Origin of the sequence: Planococcus sp. A6 (assembly GCF_028823615.1) — a bacterium.
GTDB lineage: Bacteria > Bacillota > Bacilli > Bacillales_A > Planococcaceae > Planococcus.
The window spans coordinates 1-20,472 of record NZ_JAPEHT010000037.1 but is presented as its reverse complement, the minus strand read 5'-3'; the positions used below and the strand labels follow the sequence as shown (position 1 = coordinate 20,472).

Annotated in this window: 22 protein-coding genes and 1 riboswitch; of the genes, 7 read left to right on the top strand and 15 right to left on the bottom strand. The window is 40.8% G+C overall.

Annotation, left to right across the window (positions count from 1 at the left end; all coding sequences use genetic code 11):
* Positions 1–15: 15 nt before the first annotated feature.
* The 4 genes from hsdR to ON064_RS07525 all read right to left on the bottom strand — a co-directional run bounded on the left by hsdR (position 16) and on the right by ON064_RS07525 (position 5,151).
* On the bottom strand, positions 16–2,388 hold the full coding sequence (gene hsdR / locus ON064_RS07540) for an EcoAI/FtnUII family type I restriction enzme subunit R (protein ID WP_274624287.1): 2,373 nt from the start codon (positions 2,386–2,388) through the stop codon (positions 16–18).
* A gap of 329 nt (positions 2,389–2,717) precedes the next feature.
* Positions 2,718–3,545, bottom strand: a complete 828-nt coding sequence (locus ON064_RS07535) for an abortive infection family protein (protein WP_274624286.1) — start codon at positions 3,543–3,545, stop codon at positions 2,718–2,720.
* 344 nt (positions 3,546–3,889) lie between these two features.
* A complete protein-coding gene (locus ON064_RS07530; protein WP_274624285.1) occupies positions 3,890–4,705 on the bottom strand; it encodes a hypothetical protein in 816 nt (271 codons plus the stop codon).
* Positions 4,706–4,707: 2 nt separating this feature from the next.
* On the bottom strand, positions 4,708–5,151 hold the full coding sequence (locus ON064_RS07525; protein WP_274624284.1) for a hypothetical protein: 444 nt from the start codon (positions 5,149–5,151) through the stop codon (positions 4,708–4,710).
* 341 nt (positions 5,152–5,492) lie between these two features.
* Positions 5,493–5,603, top strand: a riboswitch (TPP riboswitch).
* Positions 5,604–5,681: 78 nt separating this feature from the next.
* On the opposite strand from ON064_RS07525, the gene ON064_RS07520 reads away from it, so the two are divergent.
* The 6 genes from ON064_RS07520 (at position 5,682) to ON064_RS07495 (ending at position 10,009) form a co-directional block, all read left to right on the top strand.
* Positions 5,682–6,137: a nucleoside 2-deoxyribosyltransferase gene (locus ON064_RS07520; RefSeq protein WP_274624283.1), complete on the top strand. Its 456-nt coding sequence runs from the start codon at positions 5,682–5,684 to the stop codon at positions 6,135–6,137.
* A gap of 12 nt (positions 6,138–6,149) precedes the next feature.
* Complete coding sequence (locus ON064_RS07515) at positions 6,150–7,163, top strand: thymidylate synthase (RefSeq protein WP_274624282.1); 1,014 nt, start codon at positions 6,150–6,152, stop codon at positions 7,161–7,163.
* Positions 7,164–7,189: 26 nt separating this feature from the next.
* On the top strand, positions 7,190–7,330 hold the full coding sequence (locus tag ON064_RS07510) for a hypothetical protein (protein WP_274624281.1): 141 nt from the start codon (positions 7,190–7,192) through the stop codon (positions 7,328–7,330).
* On the top strand, positions 7,323–7,964 hold the full coding sequence (locus tag ON064_RS07505; protein WP_342455320.1) for a class I SAM-dependent methyltransferase: 642 nt from the start codon (positions 7,323–7,325) through the stop codon (positions 7,962–7,964). The genes ON064_RS07510 and ON064_RS07505 overlap by 8 nt, the downstream gene beginning before the upstream one ends.
* A 78-nt stretch (positions 7,965–8,042) precedes the next feature.
* A complete protein-coding gene (locus ON064_RS07500; RefSeq protein WP_274624280.1) occupies positions 8,043–9,284 on the top strand; it encodes an HAD-IIA family hydrolase in 1,242 nt (413 codons plus the stop codon).
* A gap of 443 nt (positions 9,285–9,727) precedes the next feature.
* On the top strand, positions 9,728–10,009 hold the full coding sequence (locus tag ON064_RS07495; protein ID WP_274624279.1) for an AbrB/MazE/SpoVT family DNA-binding domain-containing protein: 282 nt from the start codon (positions 9,728–9,730) through the stop codon (positions 10,007–10,009).
* Positions 10,010–10,060: 51 nt separating this feature from the next.
* Here ON064_RS07495 and ON064_RS07490 read toward each other — a convergent pair whose 3' ends face one another.
* The 11 genes from ON064_RS07490 to ON064_RS07440 form a co-directional block, all read right to left on the bottom strand.
* Positions 10,061–10,312 carry an AbrB/MazE/SpoVT family DNA-binding domain-containing protein gene (locus ON064_RS07490; protein WP_274624278.1) on the bottom strand — a complete coding sequence of 84 codons (252 nt, stop codon included), beginning with the start codon at positions 10,310–10,312 and terminating at the stop codon, positions 10,061–10,063.
* 11 nt (positions 10,313–10,323) lie between these two features.
* Positions 10,324–11,835 carry a hypothetical protein gene (locus ON064_RS07485; RefSeq protein WP_274624277.1) on the bottom strand — a complete coding sequence of 504 codons (1,512 nt, stop codon included), beginning with the start codon at positions 11,833–11,835 and terminating at the stop codon, positions 10,324–10,326.
* 24 nt (positions 11,836–11,859) lie between these two features.
* Positions 11,860–12,612 (bottom strand): hypothetical protein, encoded by a 753-nt coding sequence (locus ON064_RS07480; protein ID WP_274624276.1) that lies wholly within the window; start codon positions 12,610–12,612, stop codon positions 11,860–11,862.
* Positions 12,613–12,624: 12 nt separating this feature from the next.
* Complete coding sequence (locus ON064_RS07475; RefSeq protein WP_274624275.1) at positions 12,625–13,650, bottom strand: conjugal transfer protein TrbL family protein; 1,026 nt, start codon at positions 13,648–13,650, stop codon at positions 12,625–12,627.
* A complete protein-coding gene (locus tag ON064_RS07470) occupies positions 13,647–13,901 on the bottom strand; it encodes a hypothetical protein (protein ID WP_274624274.1) in 255 nt (84 codons plus the stop codon). The genes ON064_RS07475 and ON064_RS07470 overlap by 4 nt, the downstream gene beginning before the upstream one ends.
* Before the next feature lie 21 nt (positions 13,902–13,922).
* On the bottom strand, positions 13,923–14,474 hold the full coding sequence (locus ON064_RS07465) for a hypothetical protein (protein WP_274624273.1): 552 nt from the start codon (positions 14,472–14,474) through the stop codon (positions 13,923–13,925).
* Positions 14,471–15,553: a M23 family metallopeptidase gene (locus tag ON064_RS07460; protein ID WP_274624272.1), complete on the bottom strand. Its 1,083-nt coding sequence runs from the start codon at positions 15,551–15,553 to the stop codon at positions 14,471–14,473. The genes ON064_RS07465 and ON064_RS07460 overlap by 4 nt, the downstream gene beginning before the upstream one ends.
* 14 nt (positions 15,554–15,567) lie before the next feature.
* A complete protein-coding gene (locus tag ON064_RS07455; protein WP_274624271.1) occupies positions 15,568–17,442 on the bottom strand; it encodes a VirB4 family type IV secretion system protein in 1,875 nt (624 codons plus the stop codon).
* 11 nt (positions 17,443–17,453) lie between these two features.
* Positions 17,454–18,488 (bottom strand): TrsD, encoded by a 1,035-nt coding sequence (locus ON064_RS07450; protein ID WP_274624270.1) that lies wholly within the window; start codon positions 18,486–18,488, stop codon positions 17,454–17,456.
* Positions 18,489–18,515: 27 nt separating this feature from the next.
* Positions 18,516–18,740, bottom strand: coding sequence for a hypothetical protein (locus tag ON064_RS07445; protein ID WP_211656125.1), 225 nt, complete (start codon positions 18,738–18,740; stop codon positions 18,516–18,518).
* A gap of 212 nt (positions 18,741–18,952) precedes the next feature.
* Complete coding sequence (locus ON064_RS07440; RefSeq protein WP_274624269.1) at positions 18,953–19,894, bottom strand: replication initiator protein A; 942 nt, start codon at positions 19,892–19,894, stop codon at positions 18,953–18,955.
* A 291-nt stretch (positions 19,895–20,185) separates the two neighbouring features.
* Here ON064_RS07440 and ON064_RS07435 point away from each other — a divergent pair.
* A partial coding sequence (locus ON064_RS07435; protein WP_274624268.1) for a helix-turn-helix domain-containing protein occupies positions 20,186–20,472 on the top strand: 287 nt, incomplete at its 3' end.

Genomic DNA, 20,472 nt, shown 5'->3' with positions numbered 1-20,472 from the left:
GTGTTTCTCCTCTTCTTACGAAATATAAATTTCGTCCGTCAGTCTTTTTACTGCGGAATTGTATTTTTTCTTTCCTCCAAAAGCTTTGACAATTTTCAAAGGGCTGCCGAACTTGCGGAATTCTTGAAGTTCGAGTATCTCGGTCGTGTCAATCTCTTCGATGCCATCTTTCGCATACTTCTCTAATAGTATCTCCAGCACTTCACGAGAGACATCTTGATATTCAAACAAATACCCACGCTTCTTTACATTGTTAGCTCGTTCAGCCTTCGTCAACGGGGGCTGATCAAAGGCGAGATGCAGAATAAGATCAAAATCATCTAGTTCTCTAAGATGCTCGTATTGCTCTCGTAATGCATCTAAGAAAACCCCTTCCTCACGAAGCTCGTCTAATAGGGCAGACTTTCGTTCCGAGTCTTTCCATCTCGACAAAAATTCGTTCATGTCCCGATATTCTTTCGTTATCGAATTCTTGGTGTAATCAATCAGGCTTTCCGTGATGAGTTTCCCGTCTTTATCATAATACTGGACCCGTTCACTGACCACCTGGACTTTCACATCATTCACTCGGTAAATCTGGTTCCTCTTATCTTCGCCCCCATCACCCGAACCAAAATCAGTGCCGTCTTGACCAGGGGTTCCATAATCCGCCTCATCTCCGCATAAATCATCATCTGTTGGATCTGGTTCATCTTGCGGCGGAATCGGATCACCTGCATCTACGGTCATCACTTGTACAGGTTCTCCATCGAAGTCGGGATCGGCAAAATGCCGACTGACATTCCGAAAGTCCATAATGGTAAAGTATTCTTTGCCATGATCGGGACTAAGTCGAGTGCCTCGCCCGATGATTTGCTTAAATTCCGTCATCGATTCGATGTTGGAATCCAAAACAATTAATTTGCATGTTTTTGCGTCTACTCCCGTCGTTAATAGCTTCGATGTTGTTACAATCACCGGATATTTACTGGCGGGATCGATGAAATTGTCCAGCTGCGCTTTTCCTTCTGGGTTATCTCCGGTTATTCGCATAATATACTTTGAGTTCTCTCCATATAAATCGCTATTCAGCGTCACTAAGGCAGAGCGCATTCGTTCCGCATGGTCGATATTCGCACAAAAAATAATAGTTTTAGCAAAACGATCCGTTTTCTTTAGAAACTCTGTGACACGTTCAGCAACCACTTCGGTACGGCGATCAAGAATCATATTACGGTCAAAATCTTTGACGTTGTATTCCCGATCTTCTATCTCGTTACCAAACATATCAAGTTTTCCTTTTTCCGGTCGATAGCCCTCTAAATCTCGATCAAGCCCGATGCGCATGACTTTGTATGGTGCTAGAAATCCATCATCGATTCCTTGCTTCAAGCTATAGGTATACAACGGTTCTCCAAAATAGTGAATGTTGGAAGTATCTTTCGTCTCTTTTGGAGTGGCGGTCAATCCAATATGCGTGGTTTCTTCACTGTCAAAGTATTCTAGGATGCGTCTCCATCGGCTCTCCTCTTTAGCAGAACCTCGGTGGGCTTCGTCAATAACCACCAAGTCAAAGAAGTCTGGACTAAACTGACGGAATGGCTCATGTCCATCTTCTCCGGCGAGTTGATGATAAAGTGCTAAGTATACTTCGTAGGAGCTATCCAGTTTGCGGTCTTCCACCTTTGTCATGACCTTTTCAAATGGACTAAAGTCATTAGCCATGGTTTGATCCACTAAAATATTCCGATCAGCAAGAAACAAAATCCGTTTCTTCAATCCGGCTTTCCAAAGACGGTAAATAATTTGAAAGGCTGTGTACGTTTTCCCGGTACCGGTCGCCATGACTAGCATAATCCGGCGATCACCTTGGGCAACAGCATTCACCGTCCGGTTAATCGCAACACGCTGGTAATAGCGTGGGGATTTCTCACCTAGTCTGAAGTAGTAAGGTTCTTCGATGACCTCTGCTTCACCTGGTGTTAATCCTTTCCACGTTGCATATCGCTGCCATAGTTCTTCTTCCGTTGGGAACTGGTCCAGCATAAGGGTTCGTTCTTTTCCTGTCGTTCGATCATGTTCAACGAATCCATCGCCGTTTGAGCTATAGACAAATGGAATATCGAGCATTTCGCCATAGTTAATGGCTTGCTGCATCCCTGCCCCAATTCCTTGTCGATTATCCTTTGCTTCAATTATAGCAAGGGGCAAGTGTTTTTTATGAACCAGCACGTAATCTGCCCGTTTTCGCTTTCCGCGACCGGTTAAATTACCCCGTACAATGATACGCCCGTCCGTGAAGCTGTGTTCCATCCATATTTGTTCAGATTTCCAACCTGCTTGATTGATGGCAGGCGTTATATAGCGATGCTTGATATCTTCTTCGGTCATTTCCTTTTTGTTTTTCAAAGTTATTAACCTCCCTCTTATCGGTATGAGCACAAAGTGTTAACCTCTTCGTACCATTCTACCTTATAAAAAAGGATGAATTATACATCTCGTAATTCTTCTTGGTGAAATTCTCTCAAATTAAAAAGAATTTCTCTAATCTAATGAACTGACCCAAGAAGAAGTCACTTTTCAGTGTCTGTCATCTTGGGTTCAGTTCCACTTGGAAGGGAAGTTCTTTTCTTTATTTGAATCAAATATGAAAGGGATTTTAAAATCCTTAACTTAAACTCTTGCTAGCCCATTTAAAAGTTTTTTTACCATGTTCTTTCTTTTATAATCCATTTCTTTTATTTAGTTTTTTCTTTTAGTTTGCTTAATAAGAACTCTGATATCATGCCCATGCTTTCGATGGCAGCTTTTGCTTCGATATCACTCACAGATGGCAGAAAAGGTCTTCCATGGCCCGTTCCTTGCTTATTACGTAAATTATTAACTGCACAACCTAAACTGTATAAGCTGACCTCTAAACGACTAGTAACCTTACTCTTGTCTTCTCTGTCAGGTGTAGATAATTCCAATAAATGAAAAGCCAGCCCCAGCAAAGTAGGAAAGTTCTTTTGCGGATACTCTCCCAATATCTTAGTAATAACATATGCAGCTACAGCTTCTAATAGATCCTTGCTAGTTCCTGTGAGTAATGCCGCATCTGAGGCCCCTTTCTTAGCACGACGCACATATCCTTTTAAAGCTTCTTCCATTTCCAAATCAGATAGATTGTCCAGTACAATTGGAGTTACAGTCCCGTCACTTGCCAGAGAGAATCCTTCCGATTTTAAAGAGCTTTGCAGATTTCGAATCGCTTCGATACCAACAAAGTTTTGAGAATCCTCACGGAATCCTCCATGACCTTTAACTAAAGATAAAAGAGCGCCAATAAATGACTCACCTGCGTCCTGATTATATTCTAGAGACCAATTCAATACTGCATTGATTCTTTTAGCTTTTCCTACACTTGTATTTTGGCCACTTAGCTTTGGATCTCCCTTACTTAATTTGTAGCGATGAATAATATTATCTATGTCGGCATGACTTGGCTTACGCTTAGTTACTAGTGCATCATCTACTATTTGTGAAAATGCTACAGCAATTTCATCATTCAATGGCAAATTGTTCAACGTATTTCCTCTCCCTTATTTCAAAATAAAAACTTACATCAAACCTCGATGTTAATCATAGTCTTCCATAACGTTTCAGGAAAACTATCGAACGATTTTATCAGCACTAACTTCAATTGGTGATTATTTTGAAAAAAACTTTCAGTAATCGTTATTTCTATAATTATAAAGATAGAATTCGCCTTCAGTAATCAAATTGAAGCTATATAGTTTATCTAGACGCTTACTAATACAATAAATATCGCTCCCAATGATTTTCCATGAGCAAAGGGGCTGTTGTTTAACAGCCCCCTTTTCATCACGATATAATATCAATGCTTTTGTGAGCTGTTACTCAACTAAATTCAAGTAAAGGTTCTTAACAAATTCCACAGTTGATCTCCCATTGTATACACGGTAGATCCTGCAGCAGCAATTTCTTTAACTTCATTTACTTTCTCGACAGCCATTTTTATTAATGCTTTTTTAGGTTTTTCAGCTTCAACTTCTTGTATAGCAGCCTCTATAAATTCAATTGTATCTTCTTTCTGTGTCAGAGAAATGTCTTCATCCTTTAAAAGTTCCCCAACAAATTTTTCACTAAGGTCTTTTAAATCTTCTACTTTAGATTCACTATACATTTGATTTGCAGTTATCGACGAATGACCTTCTGCATGATTTAATTGACCTCTAAAACCATTGATGTTGTATTGCGTTCCTAATTTTTTATTTAGCCCCATATCTATTGCCATCTCCCCTAAATAAGAAACTATATGATCAATAAGAGGTTTAGCTACTTGTTGATTGAACTTTGTTACTGCATCTTGCAATTTATTTCCATCGTTATATCCTATGGCAATATCTAAATAGGTTCTTTCATTTTCTGAAATACCTTTTAGCAATTGATAGATAAAAGCAATTTCGTCACTGGTACGAACCGGTAATTTGAATTTTTGATTATAATGTTTAGCATCTATTAACTCTTCAATCTCATATTCTTTTGTATTGTTCTCTTGTATAAATTTATAGATAGCTGGTGATTCTTCTATATAAAGAAGAAATCTATCTAAATTATCATCGGCTTCTCGAAAATCCGTTTGAAGAAATCTACTAGCTATCTTTCTAAAGTTCAATGATACCTTTTGATATTCTTGTTCAGTCAATGCAAGTCTTTCACTCATTACTAGTTCACCCCACAATAAGGACAATATATATTTCCTGCCTTTTGATCAATGTTTACCTTGATAATTCTATTACAGCAAATCAACTCTACTTTTTCTAAATTTTCATCTTCAGTTAGCAATTTAGGCACTTCTTTTCGAGGCTTATCAACTTTAAAACTGAGGCCAGAACTTTTACTTCTTCTGCCGGCCTTTTTAAACGTTTTATAAACTTCTTCTTGCATGTAGTTTAAAGCAAGCGTTTTAGCGTGATTTATAACATCTGAAGGAATAAAATTAGAACTATTGGACAACAATCCACATTGAGGACAAAAAATTTCAAGAATTTCTTCGGCATCTATATCTCCACCAAGAGCTTTAAAACGCTCGTTGCAATGTGGACATTCCAATGAATAGAAACCTTCGCTATCAGTCGGTATGTCGATTTTAAAATTCAATTTATCCACCTCCATATATACCTTAATATACCATATTTTTCATTTAGTAATTTCTTGTTCTACTGTAATTACTTATGACAGTCCTCTATTATCATTAGCATATGCTAACTATTGTAAAACATTATCAAAAGCCAATACCTTGGTTCATTCTTTATGTATTTAGAAAGACTAAGAGTTACCACGATTTTTTTGATCGGTATGACAATACAGTCCATTTTATTAGATAAGTTTTTAATAAATTTCTCAAAAACTTTATTTACAAAAAATGTATTGGAATTTATATACTATCAGGAACACTTATGTTATGCTTTTAGATGGTGTTAAACATTCCCAAATATCTAACAACTAAATAATATTGCTAGGGGTGCTTTTATGTTAAAAGCTGAGAAAAGACTAAAAGTCTGCAACTCTTTGAACCTGATTTGGTTTATACCAACGTAGGGAAGTGTGAAGCATTAATAAAGATTTAATGCTATTTGGTATTTAAACCACTTCCCATCCCGGAAGTGGTTTTATTTTTATATTAGGAGTGATAAAAAATGAGTCAAGGTAGAAAAGTATTTCTAGCAGGTCCTTTTAAAAATTTGGTTGATCCAAAAACAGGAGTAATGCAAAGTCATGAGAAGCAAAAGTTGATAAATCTGATATCTTTTTTTGAAGCTAAAGGGTTTTCAGTCCACAATGCACATAAACGTGAAGGTTGGGGAAAGGATTTCATGACGCCAGAAGAATGCACAGAAATAGACTTTCAAGAAATCAGCACTTGTGATCTTTTTGTTGCCTTCCCTGGATCACCAGCTTCTCCTGGTACACACATAGAAATTGGCTGGGCTTCAGCTTTAAATAAACCTATTATTCTATTATTAGAAGAAGAAAAAGACTATGCCTTTTTAATTAAGGGTCTTGGTACTGTCGCTAATGTCAATTTCGTCCGTTATCTACAAGAGGAAGACTATTTGGGTCAAATCGAAAAGCTATATTTGCAATTTGTTTAGGAGGAGATACAGATGCATTATAGGAACTTCCATGAAGCCTATATAGAGACATTACATGAGACCTACCATCATCCACATTTTTTTAATGCACCACGCGGCAATCCCAGTCGTGAAAAGCTCAATTATCATCTGAGTATTAAGAATCCAGTGGAACGTGTATGTTACTTAGCAAGTCGAAAAACAAATATTGTTTTCAATTTTGCCGAAGTTTTGTGGTATTTATCTGCAGATAACAGCCTTGACTTTATTGGTTATTACAACAAAAAAATGCCCGAGTATTCTATGAATGGAAAAACTCTAACTGGGACAGCTTATGGACCAAAAATATTTGAATTTGGGAATGCTAAAGTGAACCAACGGAAACAAATCAAAGATTTATTAACCTATGAGGATGTTGATTCCAAACGAGCGTTTATGCAAATATTTGATGCAACTGAACTTGTCATCCCCAAGAATACAGATGTTTCTTGTACGTTAGGACTCCAGTTTTTCGTAAGAGAAAACAAACTTTACACAGCATCTTTCATGCGTGCAAATGATGCTTTTCGAGGGATAGTAAGCGATGTTTTTTCTTTTACTTTTTTTCAAGAGTTGATGGCAAGAGAACTCAAATTAGAATTAGGAGAATACTTCCACAATGTCGGTTCTATCCATGTCTATCAACCTGATAATCAATGGACTGAAAAAGTACTTCAAGAAGCCAAGTCTAATCCTCCAAAAATGAAGCCTGTTTTTGAGTTTCCTAAAATGCCTTTTACAGATAACTGGCCGTCAATTGAAACCGTGTTGAAGTATGAATCCTTATTAAGAAAAGATCAAATTCAAATGTCTAGTTTAGATAACGGGCAATTACATTTGCCTGAATATTGGAAACAGATCCTTTTGCTTTTTAGTTTGTATCAATACATTGCTAACGAAAGACCAATTGATTTTTCCTTATATACTAATTTACTGCCAGTCTATCAGCACTTCATGATTAATAAATGGCCATCTCACTTCAAGGAACGTGAAAAAATCCAGTATTAAATCGGAAAAGAGAGGAATAATTGATTATGGAAAAAACTTCTTTTAAAGAAGAAATTGTTGCTACCAAATTTGATGCTTACAACGATACCCTTGAACAAACTTTAGGATTTCGTTTTGTCTTCCCTGCTTTCAATTCTACTTCTAAGGTAAAAAAAAAACATACTTGATTATGGATGTGGACCAGGAAAAGTAGCTTATAGACTGGCTGAGGATACGGACTTAAATATTATAGCTGTAGACGAATCAAAAAAAATGATTGATATTGCTTTAGAAAAACGAACTCATCCAAATGTGAATTATCAATTGATACAAGATGATAGTTTATCTTTTCTAAACGACAATTCAATGGACGGAGCTATGGCATGTTATGTTTTCATTAATACAGACAATAAAGATCGAATTCAGCGGATTATGAAAGAGATTTATCGGGTACTAAAACCTCGCTCGTCTTTCGTCATTTTAGACACGAATCCCGACTCTACAGGTATCGATTTTTCAACGTTTCGAAATGGTTTACCAGGAAGAGAGTATACTGATGGAGAATGTAGACAAGAATACTTACACATCGATAATCAAGAAGATTTGGTTTTGAATGATTTTCACTGGCCAAAGTCAATGTATCAAGAACTGCTTAAGAAAGTAGGTTTTCAAGAAATTGAACAAATAGAACCGACTCTGCGCGATATTCCCGAGAAGGAATTAAAAATGATTGAACAAAAGCATAACTTCAGTCATTGGAGAAGTGAATGGGACTTTCCCCCATTTGTCATCTATCGATCGATAAAACCAATTCAAGACTAGGTTGCTTTTTTATCCACATACACACGAATTGGAACTGATTGTTAAGAGGTTTAGTAATAACTCGAAGGAGAGAGTGTCATGCTAGTTAATGAATTTGATGTGTTTTTGTTTGATCTAGATGGCGTGATTTATATAGGCCCTGACTCACTTCCTGGAGCAGTAGAATCGCTTAAACGTCTTCGACAAGATAAGAAAAGCATTCGGTTTTTAACCAATAATCCTTGTACAACTCGCAAGAAAGTAGCTCTGCGATTAAATAGTCTTGGCATAGAGGCAAGCAGCGAAGAAGTCATTACATCAGGTTGGGTGACTGCCCAATATTTACAGAACGAAAAAATCAGCACTGCACTTGTTTTAGGGGACGATAATTTAAAATGGGAATGTCAACAGGTCGGTATTCGTACTGGAGATCGAGACAATGCGGAAGCTGTTGTTGTTGGATGGAATCATAATGTCTCTTTTTACGACATCCAGAAGGCAGCGAAATTGATTCATAGAGGTGCAACATTTGTTGCGACAAATGCGGACAGCACATTTCCGACTCCGGAAGGTCCTATGCCAGCTGTCGGAGCAATCGTAGAAGCAATTCGTGTATCTACAAAAAAAAGACCTATCATTGTGGGAAAACCATTTTCCTATATGTTTACAAAAGCGCTTGAAGACATCTCCCCTTCCGCTAGAGTCGTCATGGTAGGTGACAATCCGGAAACTGATGTTTTAGGAGCACATCAGCTAGGAATACCAGCTATTTTAATATCGGATCAAAAGACAAACAACTTTCCATCTCCTAAAGATTTTCGTAATCCGGATGTCACAATACCAAATTTAAACGGTTTATTTGATAGTACCATCAAAATAAAAGAGTGGATTTCTCCTTCCTTTCCATGGCCTGAACATATTAAAGCAGGCGTTGCAGGCATTATATTTGATAAAGCCCAGCACGTTCTCCTAATGAAACGAGCAGACAATGGTTTATGGGGGATTCCTTCGGGACATGTTGAACCGGGTGAAACGGTAGAAGAAGCAATCATTAGAGAAATTAGTGAAGAAACGGGGTTAAAAGTGAAAGTCAATCGGTTAATCGGAGTTTATTCTGACCCCGTCTCCCAAGTTTTTTCATATTCAAACGGGAATATAAGTCACTTTATTACGACTTGCTTCGAATGTGAAGTGGTGGGAGGGACTCTCATTAAAGAAAGCGAAGAATCATTGGATGTGCACTACTTTGCATTTAATGAGTTGCCAGAAAACCTTTTACCCATGCACCCAAGATGGCTTAAAGATGCATTAGAAAAAGAGCAAACTTCTTATATACGTTAAGTAAACATGTTACAAGATGTTACTAAAAGAAAAGTAGAAATTGACTCGAAGCTAACACTTCAAGTCAATTTCCACTTTTCTTTTTATGTAATTATACGGAAGTAGGAGGTATTATAAAAGATATGGGTTTCAAAACTATAATAATTACTTAAAGAAATTTTCAACCTCGTAATCATCGTGCCGCCTATAGATTTTGAAAGATATCTTTCATACTCAAGAATTAACTTCCCCCTAAATTACTGTAGTTAATCCTCTACTTTCAATATACAGAAAAACACTAATGGAGACGTTGAGTTAATTGCCTACAACTACTTAACATATGTTAGAACCACTTCGGACAAAAATAGAACCAGTTAAGAAACGGAAAGCACTAGCCTATTATTGTATAAAATCATTCCGAAATTAGATAAAATATGGTTAGTTTGAGTTAAAGGAGACAACTTATGAAAAGTACAGGAATCGTTCGGAAAGTAGACCAATTAGGTCGCATTGTCACGCCTATTGAGTTAAGAAGAGCACTTAACGTCTCTATCGGGGACGCTATGGAAATATTCGTAGAAGACGATCGAATCATTTTGAAAAAATATCAGACAGAAAAAGCATGTGCCATCACAGGAGAAATCTTAGATGATAATTTTGAATCTGAATACGCAAAGGGATTGCATCTGAGTCGAAAGGGTGCAGCTATCCTCCTTGAAGAATTACAGAACGCTACAAAAAAATAATCAACTATTCAAAAAGCGTACCCGGCTGTTCAATCATTGCCGGGTACGTTTTTATTCGTCACTCATGTATTTCACAATTTGCTTCAAACCTTCTTTGCTGATCCATGCTTCACCAATGCGAATGGCTTCATCCGCGACTTTCCCCGTCACGGCACAGACATACCGTTGTCGATGAGGTTCAAGGATAATCTGCCGTTCGTTATGCGTGACATCGACCAAGTCACCCTCTTGCAGCTCAAACATCTCTAAAATCTCTTTTGGAATCACAATACGTCCTGAATTGTTAATCCTCTTGGTATGCACACTCTTCCCCCTTACTCTCCCGTAGCAATTTCTTCTATCTCTTGATTGATCTCTTTCAAGCGCTCTTCAGCTTTCTTCGTTGCTTTTTTATCGTTCTCTTTTTCAATTGCTTCTTCTACTTTCTGTTTCTCTGCCTCCAATTCCTCTAACTGAAGCGCCTCTTTCTCAGCTTTCAACGCAGAGCTCATAAATTTTTCATCGGTTAGGTTGTGTTTTTCGAGAAATCCTTTCGCGCCTTGAAAATCCTTTTCGGTAATAAATGCTGCTAACACCGTATCAACACGCCGACCAGTTAACTCGACTTGGTTTCGCAACTCGATAATGCGCGCCCATTCTTCTTCCACAGCAGCTAGTTCGAACTCAACGACATCGGAAGGTTCGTCAGTCGTATCTTGGAGGAGCTTAAGCCCTTCTATGTCCCCTTCACGGCTCAGTTGCTCGGCAATACTCCCAAGTAACTCAGGTTGATGATGGAGAGCTTTCTCATACTCGCCTTGCTCGATGTACAAGCGATTAAGCACTTCCTGATCAGCAGCCTCTAACTCACTGTAGTCCACGGATTCTAAGCTTTCCAAGACACCGTCTGTATCTCCTAACATCCCTGCTCGGTAAACGTCTGTCAGGTTTAGTTCACCATCGGCCACTTCTCCTGATTCCGTCTCCTGAGCGTTCTCTGTTGCTTGTGTGAGGACGACGTTCAGTCCGAATGCTGCCAGAAGGACCGCAGCCACCCCGACGAATAGCTTTTTATTCCCACCAGTTGCTGGTTTTGCACGGTTTTCTTGAGCCAGTTTGGTATAGGAAGGGAGTCGTTGAAGACTCTCACGAAACGATGCCATCGTAACGGACCACTTCGTTTCGTTTTGCTTAGCTAACTCCAGTTCCTGTTGCTTCGCTTTTTTGTGTTCTTCTACTTGATTGGCTACATCTAAAATATAGGATTCTATTTCTTCCAACGACTGCAGGCGCAAGTAAATCGTTTCGGCAAATCGTATCACTTCATCACTTTGCTCTAGAAAATCGGTTCTTCTCGGTCGGCCGTACACTTGATTTAATCGGGTCAGAGAAATGATGATCAGTTCTTTGACAGCCGACAGTCGATCTTTCTCGTTGCTTAATGGCATCGTGTTATTTTCTGCGACCATGACATGGAGGATAGATGCTTCTTTATTCAATACGAAGTTCTCTTTTTGCCACAAGACATTGATTTCAGACTGCCGGGCTAATTGGACGAGCGATAAGTAATACGGCAGCTTATCTTCAAATGCCATCGCTTTTAATGCATTAAAACCATGCAGATCCGTTAAGTCGTATTCGAATCGAACCTGGCCCGATTGAAAAGAGATCTCTTGAGCCGATATGAAGGTCGGGTCTCCCGTTACTTGTTGCATCTGTTTCTCGTAAGCCCGTTCGATTTGTTCCATTTCTTCTGTTTTAAATGCGGACAGTGGCTGCAAGAAATAAAATGTATTCTGATCGATCTCGATGGTTCCCACTCGATTGGCGATTGTGCGAACAACCATATAACGTTCACCACCTTTATAAAACTATTGAAGCTCTGGATAATGAGCTAGCGTTTCTTCCACATCGCTGCGATAGGCTTCTTGTTCAGCCTCAACTTCACTTTCCGGCACACTTGATTGGATTTCGTCATATTCTTTATCCAATTCTTTTAGATTAATTGATCGAATATCTAAGGCAGTATGTTGAGCTAAAACTAATTGATTTTCTTTGCTTTTCACAAAATAAATTTCAGTCGACTGTTCTTCCTCTTCACTCTCGTATCTGTATTGAGCTTCTCCAAATACGAGTTCTGATATTGAAAAGTAAGGCGACTCGTACTCTTTATTTTCATTGGCATTGAGGTCTACCTGCATAGTCTCAATGCCATCGTACTCGCAATGACCTAGACTACACGGTTCGCTACTCATTTTATTAAAATAGATGTTTTCGTTTTCGCCAGCTGCACCTTCAAAAGCAACAACTCCAGCGAACTCTTCATCCACCTTTTCAAAAACTATCTCATCAGCCAACTCTTGAACTTGTGTATTGAAGGATGCTTCGTCTTCAATGACTAATTCTTCGTTCTGAATACTCTTGTTCACTTTCTCTTCCAACTCGTCCATTCTTTCATTTAGAAAAACGACTACTTCTTCAGCTCTTGTGATATCTTCCTCATTGAATACTTTATTGTTTTCCGGACTTTGTTCTGTATCCCCCTGATCTTCAGCGTCTGAATTACACGCCCCAAGTGCTAGAACAACTATAAACAAGGTGAGTAAGTACAAATATTTCTTCATCATTCCACTCCTTTATCTTCTTGCATATCGAGCAACATACTTCACCGAGGATCCAACTGCTTTAGCAGATCCTGTAGAAGCTCCGAATTGGTTTAACAATGTTGGAATCGATAACCCCACAATAAAGAAAATCATTCCCAAAATCATGCTTCCCCCATCAGTAAGATCTACTAATGTTTTTATTCCTAAAACAAAACATAATAATTGGATAGTCAGAGTTAATATATTGCTCACGACCGTTTTCATCCATAAATTGAAGAAATTGTACTGATCATTGACTATCGTAGGGATAGCCAAGACCCCTGTAATATACAGGATGACAAACAAGACTGTTCGATACAGAATCGATAAGAAGAAAACAAAAAGAATGGCTGAAACCACAATCATTAAAATCAGCCCATATCCTACTGAATTAACAGCCATGACTTGCATGATATCGTAATGAGTAACAGGCGATGTGAGCATGGTTTCGGTAAGTAAATGAGTTAATTTTAAGATCCAATCGAACAACTGTGCATAGATACCCAGCAGGATGCCACCCGTCACCACAGCAATTAGCTTGTCATGAAGGGAATTCATCCCTTCTTCTCCATTCCCAGTGTATAAGATTACGATTTTAGTCGTTTGCCATAAAATAAAAATGGCAGTGATTGTCCACGCTAACGATTTGAAATTTAGCATATAGCCCTCATAAACAGGGTTTCCTGTAATAAAATCTGCATCGATTTGGAATTTACTAAAGCTATCTACAGCCCCATATACAAACCCACTTACTGTGGTAAACAAAAAGCTATTTGTATGACAACCGATTTCGTGCCATTTGCAGCTAAATTGATTGGTATTATAATCATATTTTTCGAGGTAAAGCACATTTTTCATATAAGATTCGACACTATCCACTTTTTCACTACTTGATTGTGTTCTCTTATACTCTTCTATTGTCTCATCCATGAACTCGCCTTCTTCAGCAAATACTACTGTAAATGGAACGAGGAAGAATAATAGAAAGAGAGAAACTAATATTAAATTTTTTCTCACATCATTACCTCCCTATTCAACAGCGTCAAAACGAGAAAAAGAAGAGGTACAAGTGAGAGAATCGCCCATTTCATAACAATATGTTTCTTTATCTCGATTTTTTCCTTATCACTTAAAGGCTTGTCATACATCAACTCAAACTTACGTTCTTCCTGGTCAATGGCGGTTCGAGAAAGCCGATCAATCAATCCATCTATCTGTTTTTGGATACGTTGCTGGAAGACGAGTACCTGGTGGAGTTTTGCCTTCATCTCGATCATCCTTTCCTTCCATTATCCGTTGTTTATCGCTTCCTCGAACTCTTCTCCGGACGTTAACGGTTCCAGATCGTGCGTATCGACTTTCCATTCACCTTGTTCTTCGATCCAATGCATTTGAGACATCAAGTACATCACACGCTGACTACCAGGGGTCTCCATCTCCCCTTCTACACCCGTTAAGGTAATCCGGTAAATGGCATAGACTTGAAATCCTTCTTCTGCCGGACGAACGGAGATATTGAAGATCTCTAAATCCTCTGTATTGCTTCGGCTATGCCCGTGCATCGTTTCGGCTTCCGCGACTTCGTCTTCTACTTCCAAACGATAGGATTCGGTGAAGTAACGAAGAGCATCTCCTTCAAAGGTCGCTTCGATAAACGCTTCCGTCTGTGTGTAGAGTGCCTCGCTTTGTTTTTCTTTTGCCGAGAGACGCTCGACTTGATCTGTTAGACGTTCGTTCTCCTTTTCAGCATCTTGCTTGCTGAAGTAGAGGTTGAAACTTACAAGCGCGAAGACCAAGACGAGCGCCCCCAGTAGAATCATCTGCCCATTCATCTGTTTCATTCGTCCGTCCCCTTCTCTCCTTCAAGATACGGCATCGGATTGACCCGATTGCCAAACATGCGATCCGTATGGATTTCAAAATGCAGATGGTCACCGGTCGAGCGCCCGGTCGTGCCACACTGGCCGAGTTGCTCCATCTGACTAATCTGGTCGCCTACTTCGACGTCAATCTTGCTGAGGTGGGCATATAAACTATAAAGCTGATTCGCGTGTTCAATGACAACGACATACCCGTATGTCTCTAAAACACCGGATGGGTATTGGGCAAATACCACTTTTCCTTCTTTCGCTGCGAAGATCGGATCCGGTCGGCTGCAATTCAAGTCCACCCCTTCGTGCGGGGTGACGATGCCGGTCACCGGATGGACTCGGATGCCGAAATTCGAATTGATGACCACATCCGGAATCGGTTGCACGAATTCTCCGGTCGGCGTTTCGCAGTTCATCGTTAATCCACCTAACGAGCTAACCACTTTCGTGACATTCGGAACCCAATGACTGTTCAGGTTGGTCGGGTCATTACTAGCTCCTATTGGTGCATAAACGGAACCGAGGTCGGCAATCGTGCCGAGGCCGTCCTGGATGATGCGGTTGTGCAAAGTTTTGCCCATTGAGGCGATCCCTTCTTCCAAGGAATCAAAAACAAACAGCCCGCCTGACCCCATCAAGCCTCCGGGATTGTTCTTTTCCACCACAGCTGATGAAGTCCCGTGACCGGTTTCGTGAAGCGCAATCGCAGCCATTAACACCGGATCAATCCCCTGTTCTTCTGCTACGTCCAGGAACACGTCCCCCATCCCTTCAAAAACGCCCGCAGAGGCAAATCCAGCTGTCCACAGCTCTTCGTTCAATTCGCCTTCTGGAGCGCAATATGCGCCGCCTGAGGAGTCTGAGAGAGCTTCTAAATTGCTGTCGGGGTCGTCTAGGTTGAAATCTTCGCCCTTGCTCGCCATCGACATGAACACCGGCATGACAATCAGCAAAATCGTGACGCCAACGGCGATTAATCCGAGTGGACTGAATAAGACCTTCGTCAGCAAGATCGACCCTATCGTTTTGGCTGCGTCTTTTGGATTCATGCCCTCATCCCTTTTCAAATCGTCAGTTCGTTAATGCTCTTCTGTTCAAACCATAATTTCTCGGTGACTTCGTTCAGCTGCACCTCGAGCTTGATCTTTTTGGAACCGGTGTAGAAAATGCCTTTGCCGGCTTGTTCTTTCTTCTTGCCGTCTTTCAGAATCAAGGTCGACCGTTCTTCTTTGGAGAACTGATTGCCGAGCTCTTCTTCCAAGTACTTCAGTTCTTCTTCGCTCATCGGCAAATACAGCCGTTGAACCGATTGGGTGATGATCGCTTTTCCGTAGTTCCGGTTCTCATCCCGTGCCGATAAGAAGTCCTCGACCGATTGAGATGCCGTCGTAATGCCACAGTTGAACGACCGGAGAACTTTCATCATGAAGTAGATGAATTCCATCGCTTTCGGCACCTTTGGATCGGCGATGACGTGCGCTTCATCAATGAAGATTTCACTCGGCTGCCGGTCGCCACTCATGATTTCGTAAGTCGTGTGCGAGAGGATGTTGTAGAAGAGAATCCGTTGAATCTTTTCGTTGTTGCTCATTTCTTTCAAGTCATAGCAAACCAACTCATTATCGATGTTGACGTTCGTTGCCCCATTAAACAGTTCCGAGTAAATGCCATACACATAGGTTTCCAAGGTCGTATGAAAATCTCGAATCCGTTCGTATAATGGTGGGTCATTCTGTTTGTCTCGTGCAATCAACTCGTACAAGTCTTCTAAGATGGGATAGTCATCTGCCGTTAACTGGTTCACATCGGTCGTCTCATCGATTCCCTTCTCTTCGTAAACCTTTTGAATGTACCGGCTTAAAATGTCTTCCTGGAGGTCGCTCATGGAGTTGTACATCAATTGGAACATGACCAACAGGTTCGAGATTTTTGTCAGCAAAATGTTCCCCAGTTCGGTTTCTTCCATTTGAATCTTCTCGCTGATTTTCGGGAGGTCCATCGGGTTGATCCGGTTTCCGCCTTTCAGCTGAAACTTGACCCAGGCACCGCCGAGATCCGAATAGTTCCGACCGAATTCGCCTTTTGGATCCACCGTGATGATTTTCCGTCCGAGCATGTGCTTGTTCGTCATATTCGCAAACAAGTACGTCGATTTCCCGATGCCGGAAATCCCAATCACGAATTCATGCCGGTTCAATAAGTTCGTGTCGTCGACAATCACGACATTCCCTGTCGTCATGTTCCGTCCTTTGATCAAACCCGTTTCTGAGAACATTTCGTTTTCGTGGAACGGGAAGAAATACGAAATCGCTTCCGAATTGGTCATCTTGTAGGTAAGCTCGTCCACTTTGTTGTCATTCAACGGAAGGAACGACCGGAACGCATCCACGGCTCGGTCTGTTGGGTTGTGGATGATGCCGATTTTCGAGAATTTACTTTTGACGGTCGTCGTCAGTTGATCCAGTTCTTCTTGTGAACTCGCGACCAAATGGATGAGCGTATGAAAGAGATAAATCTTATCGTTACGGTACGACAGGTTTCGCAACATTTCCGAGGCACTTTCAATCTGTCCTTCAGATTCAATAATCGTCTGTTCATCGGCGAAGCGCGTGTTCATCTTCATCCGGTTCTGCTTAATGCTTTTGACGAGCTGCGTCCGTACTTCGCCCATGTTGTATTCCTGCAGGTAATGGACCAAGGAAACGTTCTCTGGAATCTCCGTCACTTGCTGGATCTTGTTCTGGTCTTGAATCGGATCGTAATCCACGATGAGAAGCGTCCGGGTGTAATTCGCCCCGACCCGGACGGAGGAATCGTATTCCGTCAGGTTGTCCGGGGCAATGGCCGTGAGAAGCGTTTCGTTCATGCCACTGACCGTGTCTTCAAAAGTTGTTTCGTCTGGTTGTTTAGGCTGCAACCACTTCGGTTTCCACACCATGTCTCCACCTCCTACTCAAATCGATCGTTCAGCAAGCTCTTGTATTGCTCGACCAAGGCTTTGGCTGTGTTCTTCCCAACGACCACATCGAGCTTAGCGTTGGTTTTATGGACGATGTTCTGTCCTTGCGCCTGGGCATTCTCGAAATCGATGCAGGCATAATAGAATTTCAACAGTTCGTCGTTCTCGAGAATCTTCACATCCAATTTCTCGTACCCCGACAGCATCTGTTCAAGTTTGGCTTGCAGAATGTTCGCCGTCGTTTCGAGCTTCAGGTAATCCTTCGGCGAATTCGTCATCGGTTTGGAAATGACCAAGTATCGTTTTCGGGTCACCATGTTCTTCGACTTTTGGATCCGTTCGATCTGATCCGCATAACCTTGCTTGAGCATGCGCTTCGCATAAGACGAGTTCTGATCCACTTGTTCGTTGAACCACATCAAGTAGTTCGTTAAGTTGATTGGCTGCGCGACTTGCATCAACTGGATCTGTTTCTCGCCCGTATCGTTGATAAACGACTGATACGCCGACAAGACGTTCTCTTTCGCCAGCTCGTTCATCAGCGACAAATTGACCGAGGACACTTCCAATACCTTAATCAGGCGCCGGTCCGAGGACTCCAAACAGCCGTTGGCAATATTCGCGAGTCCTAATTCAGTTCGGGTGTCCCGTTCGTTCCGGCTCATCGGTAAGGCTCCTTTCGCATAATGAAAATCTTTCTTCCGGTGCTTCGCTCGCAGCTTCCAAATCACTTTGTATTGCAAGAGCGACAAGTTCTTCCGGACGGGATGCTTGTTTAGTTGAAACACCGTTACGATCATCGCCGGCACAAACGCCACGAGGAGGAGTTGCTGATTGAGCGTCCCTGCCCGGTATAACAAGTACGAGATGAACGCCCCTAAGATCAGAAACGGGGAAACGATGAACACGTCCTGGAACGAGATGTTGCCGTACAGGTACTTCTTCGTGTCGATGTTCAACGGCAATTCGACTTTGCCTCGCTCACGCAGCCGTTCCTGGCGCTCCATGTAGGAATCTGTTCGCATGGGTATCACATACTTTCTCCCGTTTTCTTACAGGTTCATTTGGATGTAGTCGATCACTGGTTTTGCCAATAGGAACAACACGACGCCCAAAACGCACAGTTTCAGACCGTTTTTGAATTTCGGTGATGATTGCTCATCGCCGGCCCATACTCCAATTGCACAAATCAACAGACCGATCATGAAAATCGTGATGAAGGTTGTTTGCATATCCGTAAACAATGTATTCAAAAACGTACTAATTCGATCAAACATATTTGCCACCACCTTTCTTCTCTGTCTTAACGGTAACAAATTGCCATAAATCCGGCAATAAAAAATACCAATTTAATGGCAGTACTTAAATCCTCTTTTAAGGTCCTAAAATAAACAATATAAACCTATGAAGTGCGCCTTTATTCTTAAAGCATACTGTGAAAGGCCTAATTTATCAGATTATTTTTTAATATATAAATTAAAAAAGGAAGTCACTTGGACTTCCTTTTCGCTAGTTTAAGAAGCAATTTCGCTTTTTCAGCCGCCAGTTCTTCTGGAGAAACCGTTTCTGCCGATACTTCCTTTGTATTCTGTTCGTGAAGCCAATCGGGTATCAATTCGGTTCTGACAGGCTTTTGAATCGGCTGTGCCTGGATGCCTAGCCATTTCTTTTTATCTTCCAGAGCTTTCGTGAGTCGTGCGGTAATACTCTTGATTCGTCCAGGTGTGCGTTCGAGAGAGTACTGCAAGGCATCCGCGTACTGGTGCAGCGTCAATACCTCTTGGTGAGCGAAGTAATGGTTGGCCACATCTTGAACCTCAATGGCGTCATCCATCAATCGTTTTTTGTTTTTGACTAAGACCTGCACAATCAATTCAGGAAGATCGGTCTTCTCTCTCAGTTGATTGATCTTTACTTCAGTCTCACTAAGATCAGTCTTGTTAAGGTCAGTATCATTAGTGTTAAAAGTTTTAACTTCTTGAAGTAAAGAACTTTGATTTCTTGAAGTTAAAGATTTTAACTTCTGTTGGACCCCAAGGGTTTCAGTCTCTTTTTCAGGTTCTTCCATCTGCTTCGCATCGGAGATTTCCGCCACGGGTTTGAGGAGATACAGCCGATTGGATTGCGATAATCCTATACGTTTCTCTTCTAAGAGTTCCGCTTGATGCAACTCTTTTTTAATTTTGATCACAGTCGGTTTGCTGCAATTCAAGATATCGGATAATTGCTGATTCCCGTACAAGAAGTAAATGTTCCCTTCCTCATCAAACCAATCATTCTTTATGGACAAATCCAAGCGATCTTGTAGAATTGCAAACGCGATCTTCGCGTCATTGCTCAATTTTTTGTAACGGTCATTGGTGAAAAATACCTTTGGCAGTCGGTAAAATCGCTGCGCAGCCTCTTCACGTATGTTGTACTTTCCAGTCATCTTACATACCCCTTCCATTCTCTTGATTCAATCAGAGAAACTCCAAAGGGCTTCAAGCTCTTCTGCATAGACAAAATCTAACTGGGACTACTCGTCAGACCTGCATTTATGCTATAATTAGAGCAATCAATAGTTCCTTTGAAATTTCTCTACACCGAAACTCTTTTATTGACGGTCGCCAAACTACCAATAAAAGAGTTTGTAGAGATTTTTTAATTTATATATTAAATTACGGGAACCAGTATAGCACGGAAAACGAAAAACGGCATTCCCTGTGAAAGGATTTTGCGCATGATTTCATCCAATGAACCGAATATTTACGAAAAAATCGGGAGTGCGTTAAAATCCATTCGCGTCGAAAAGAAGTTAAAACTCAAAGATATCGAAGCCATCAGCGATATGAACGGGCCAACCATTTCAAACATTGAACGGGGAAAGCAAAACGTATCCATCGGATGGTTAGTTCATTATGCCAATGTCCTCCAGATTGATCCAAGTGAAATCTTTTTGCGCGCCTTTAAAAACGATTTCCAAGAAAAACAATTGGAAAAGATTTACGAACGCTTTAACGCCTACGA

Bases quoted from the DNA above. Each gene is read 5' to 3' on its own strand.
- ON064_RS07530 (WP_274624285.1), bottom strand. From the start codon at position 4,705: ATGAGTGAAAGACTTGCATTGACTGAACAAGAATATCAAAAGGTATCA.
- ON064_RS07520 (WP_274624283.1), top strand. From the start codon at position 5,682: ATGAGTCAAGGTAGAAAAGTATTTCTAGCAGGTCCTTTTAAAAATTTG.
- ON064_RS07515 (WP_274624282.1), top strand. From the start codon at position 6,150: ATGCATTATAGGAACTTCCATGAAGCCTATATAGAGACATTACATGAG.
- ON064_RS07510 (WP_274624281.1), top strand. From the start codon at position 7,190: ATGGAAAAAACTTCTTTTAAAGAAGAAATTGTTGCTACCAAATTTGAT.
- ON064_RS07500 (WP_274624280.1), top strand. From the start codon at position 8,043: ATGCTAGTTAATGAATTTGATGTGTTTTTGTTTGATCTAGATGGCGTG.
- ON064_RS07495 (WP_274624279.1), top strand. From the start codon at position 9,728: ATGAAAAGTACAGGAATCGTTCGGAAAGTAGACCAATTAGGTCGCATT.
- ON064_RS07485 (WP_274624277.1), bottom strand. From the start codon at position 11,835: ATGGTTGTTCGCACAATCGCCAATCGAGTGGGAACCATCGAGATCGAT.
- ON064_RS07480 (WP_274624276.1), bottom strand. From the start codon at position 12,612: ATGAAGAAATATTTGTACTTACTCACCTTGTTTATAGTTGTTCTAGCA.
- ON064_RS07470 (WP_274624274.1), bottom strand. From the start codon at position 13,901: ATGAAGGCAAAACTCCACCAGGTACTCGTCTTCCAGCAACGTATCCAA.
- ON064_RS07465 (WP_274624273.1), bottom strand. From the start codon at position 14,474: ATGAAACAGATGAATGGGCAGATGATTCTACTGGGGGCGCTCGTCTTG.
- ON064_RS07460 (WP_274624272.1), bottom strand. From the start codon at position 15,553: ATGAATCCAAAAGACGCAGCCAAAACGATAGGGTCGATCTTGCTGACG.
- ON064_RS07455 (WP_274624271.1), bottom strand. From the start codon at position 17,442: ATGGTGTGGAAACCGAAGTGGTTGCAGCCTAAACAACCAGACGAAACA.
- ON064_RS07450 (WP_274624270.1), bottom strand. From the start codon at position 18,488: ATGCGAACAGATTCCTACATGGAGCGCCAGGAACGGCTGCGTGAGCGA.
- ON064_RS07445 (WP_211656125.1), bottom strand. From the start codon at position 18,740: ATGTTTGATCGAATTAGTACGTTTTTGAATACATTGTTTACGGATATG.
- ON064_RS07440 (WP_274624269.1), bottom strand. From the start codon at position 19,894: ATGACTGGAAAGTACAACATACGTGAAGAGGCTGCGCAGCGATTTTAC.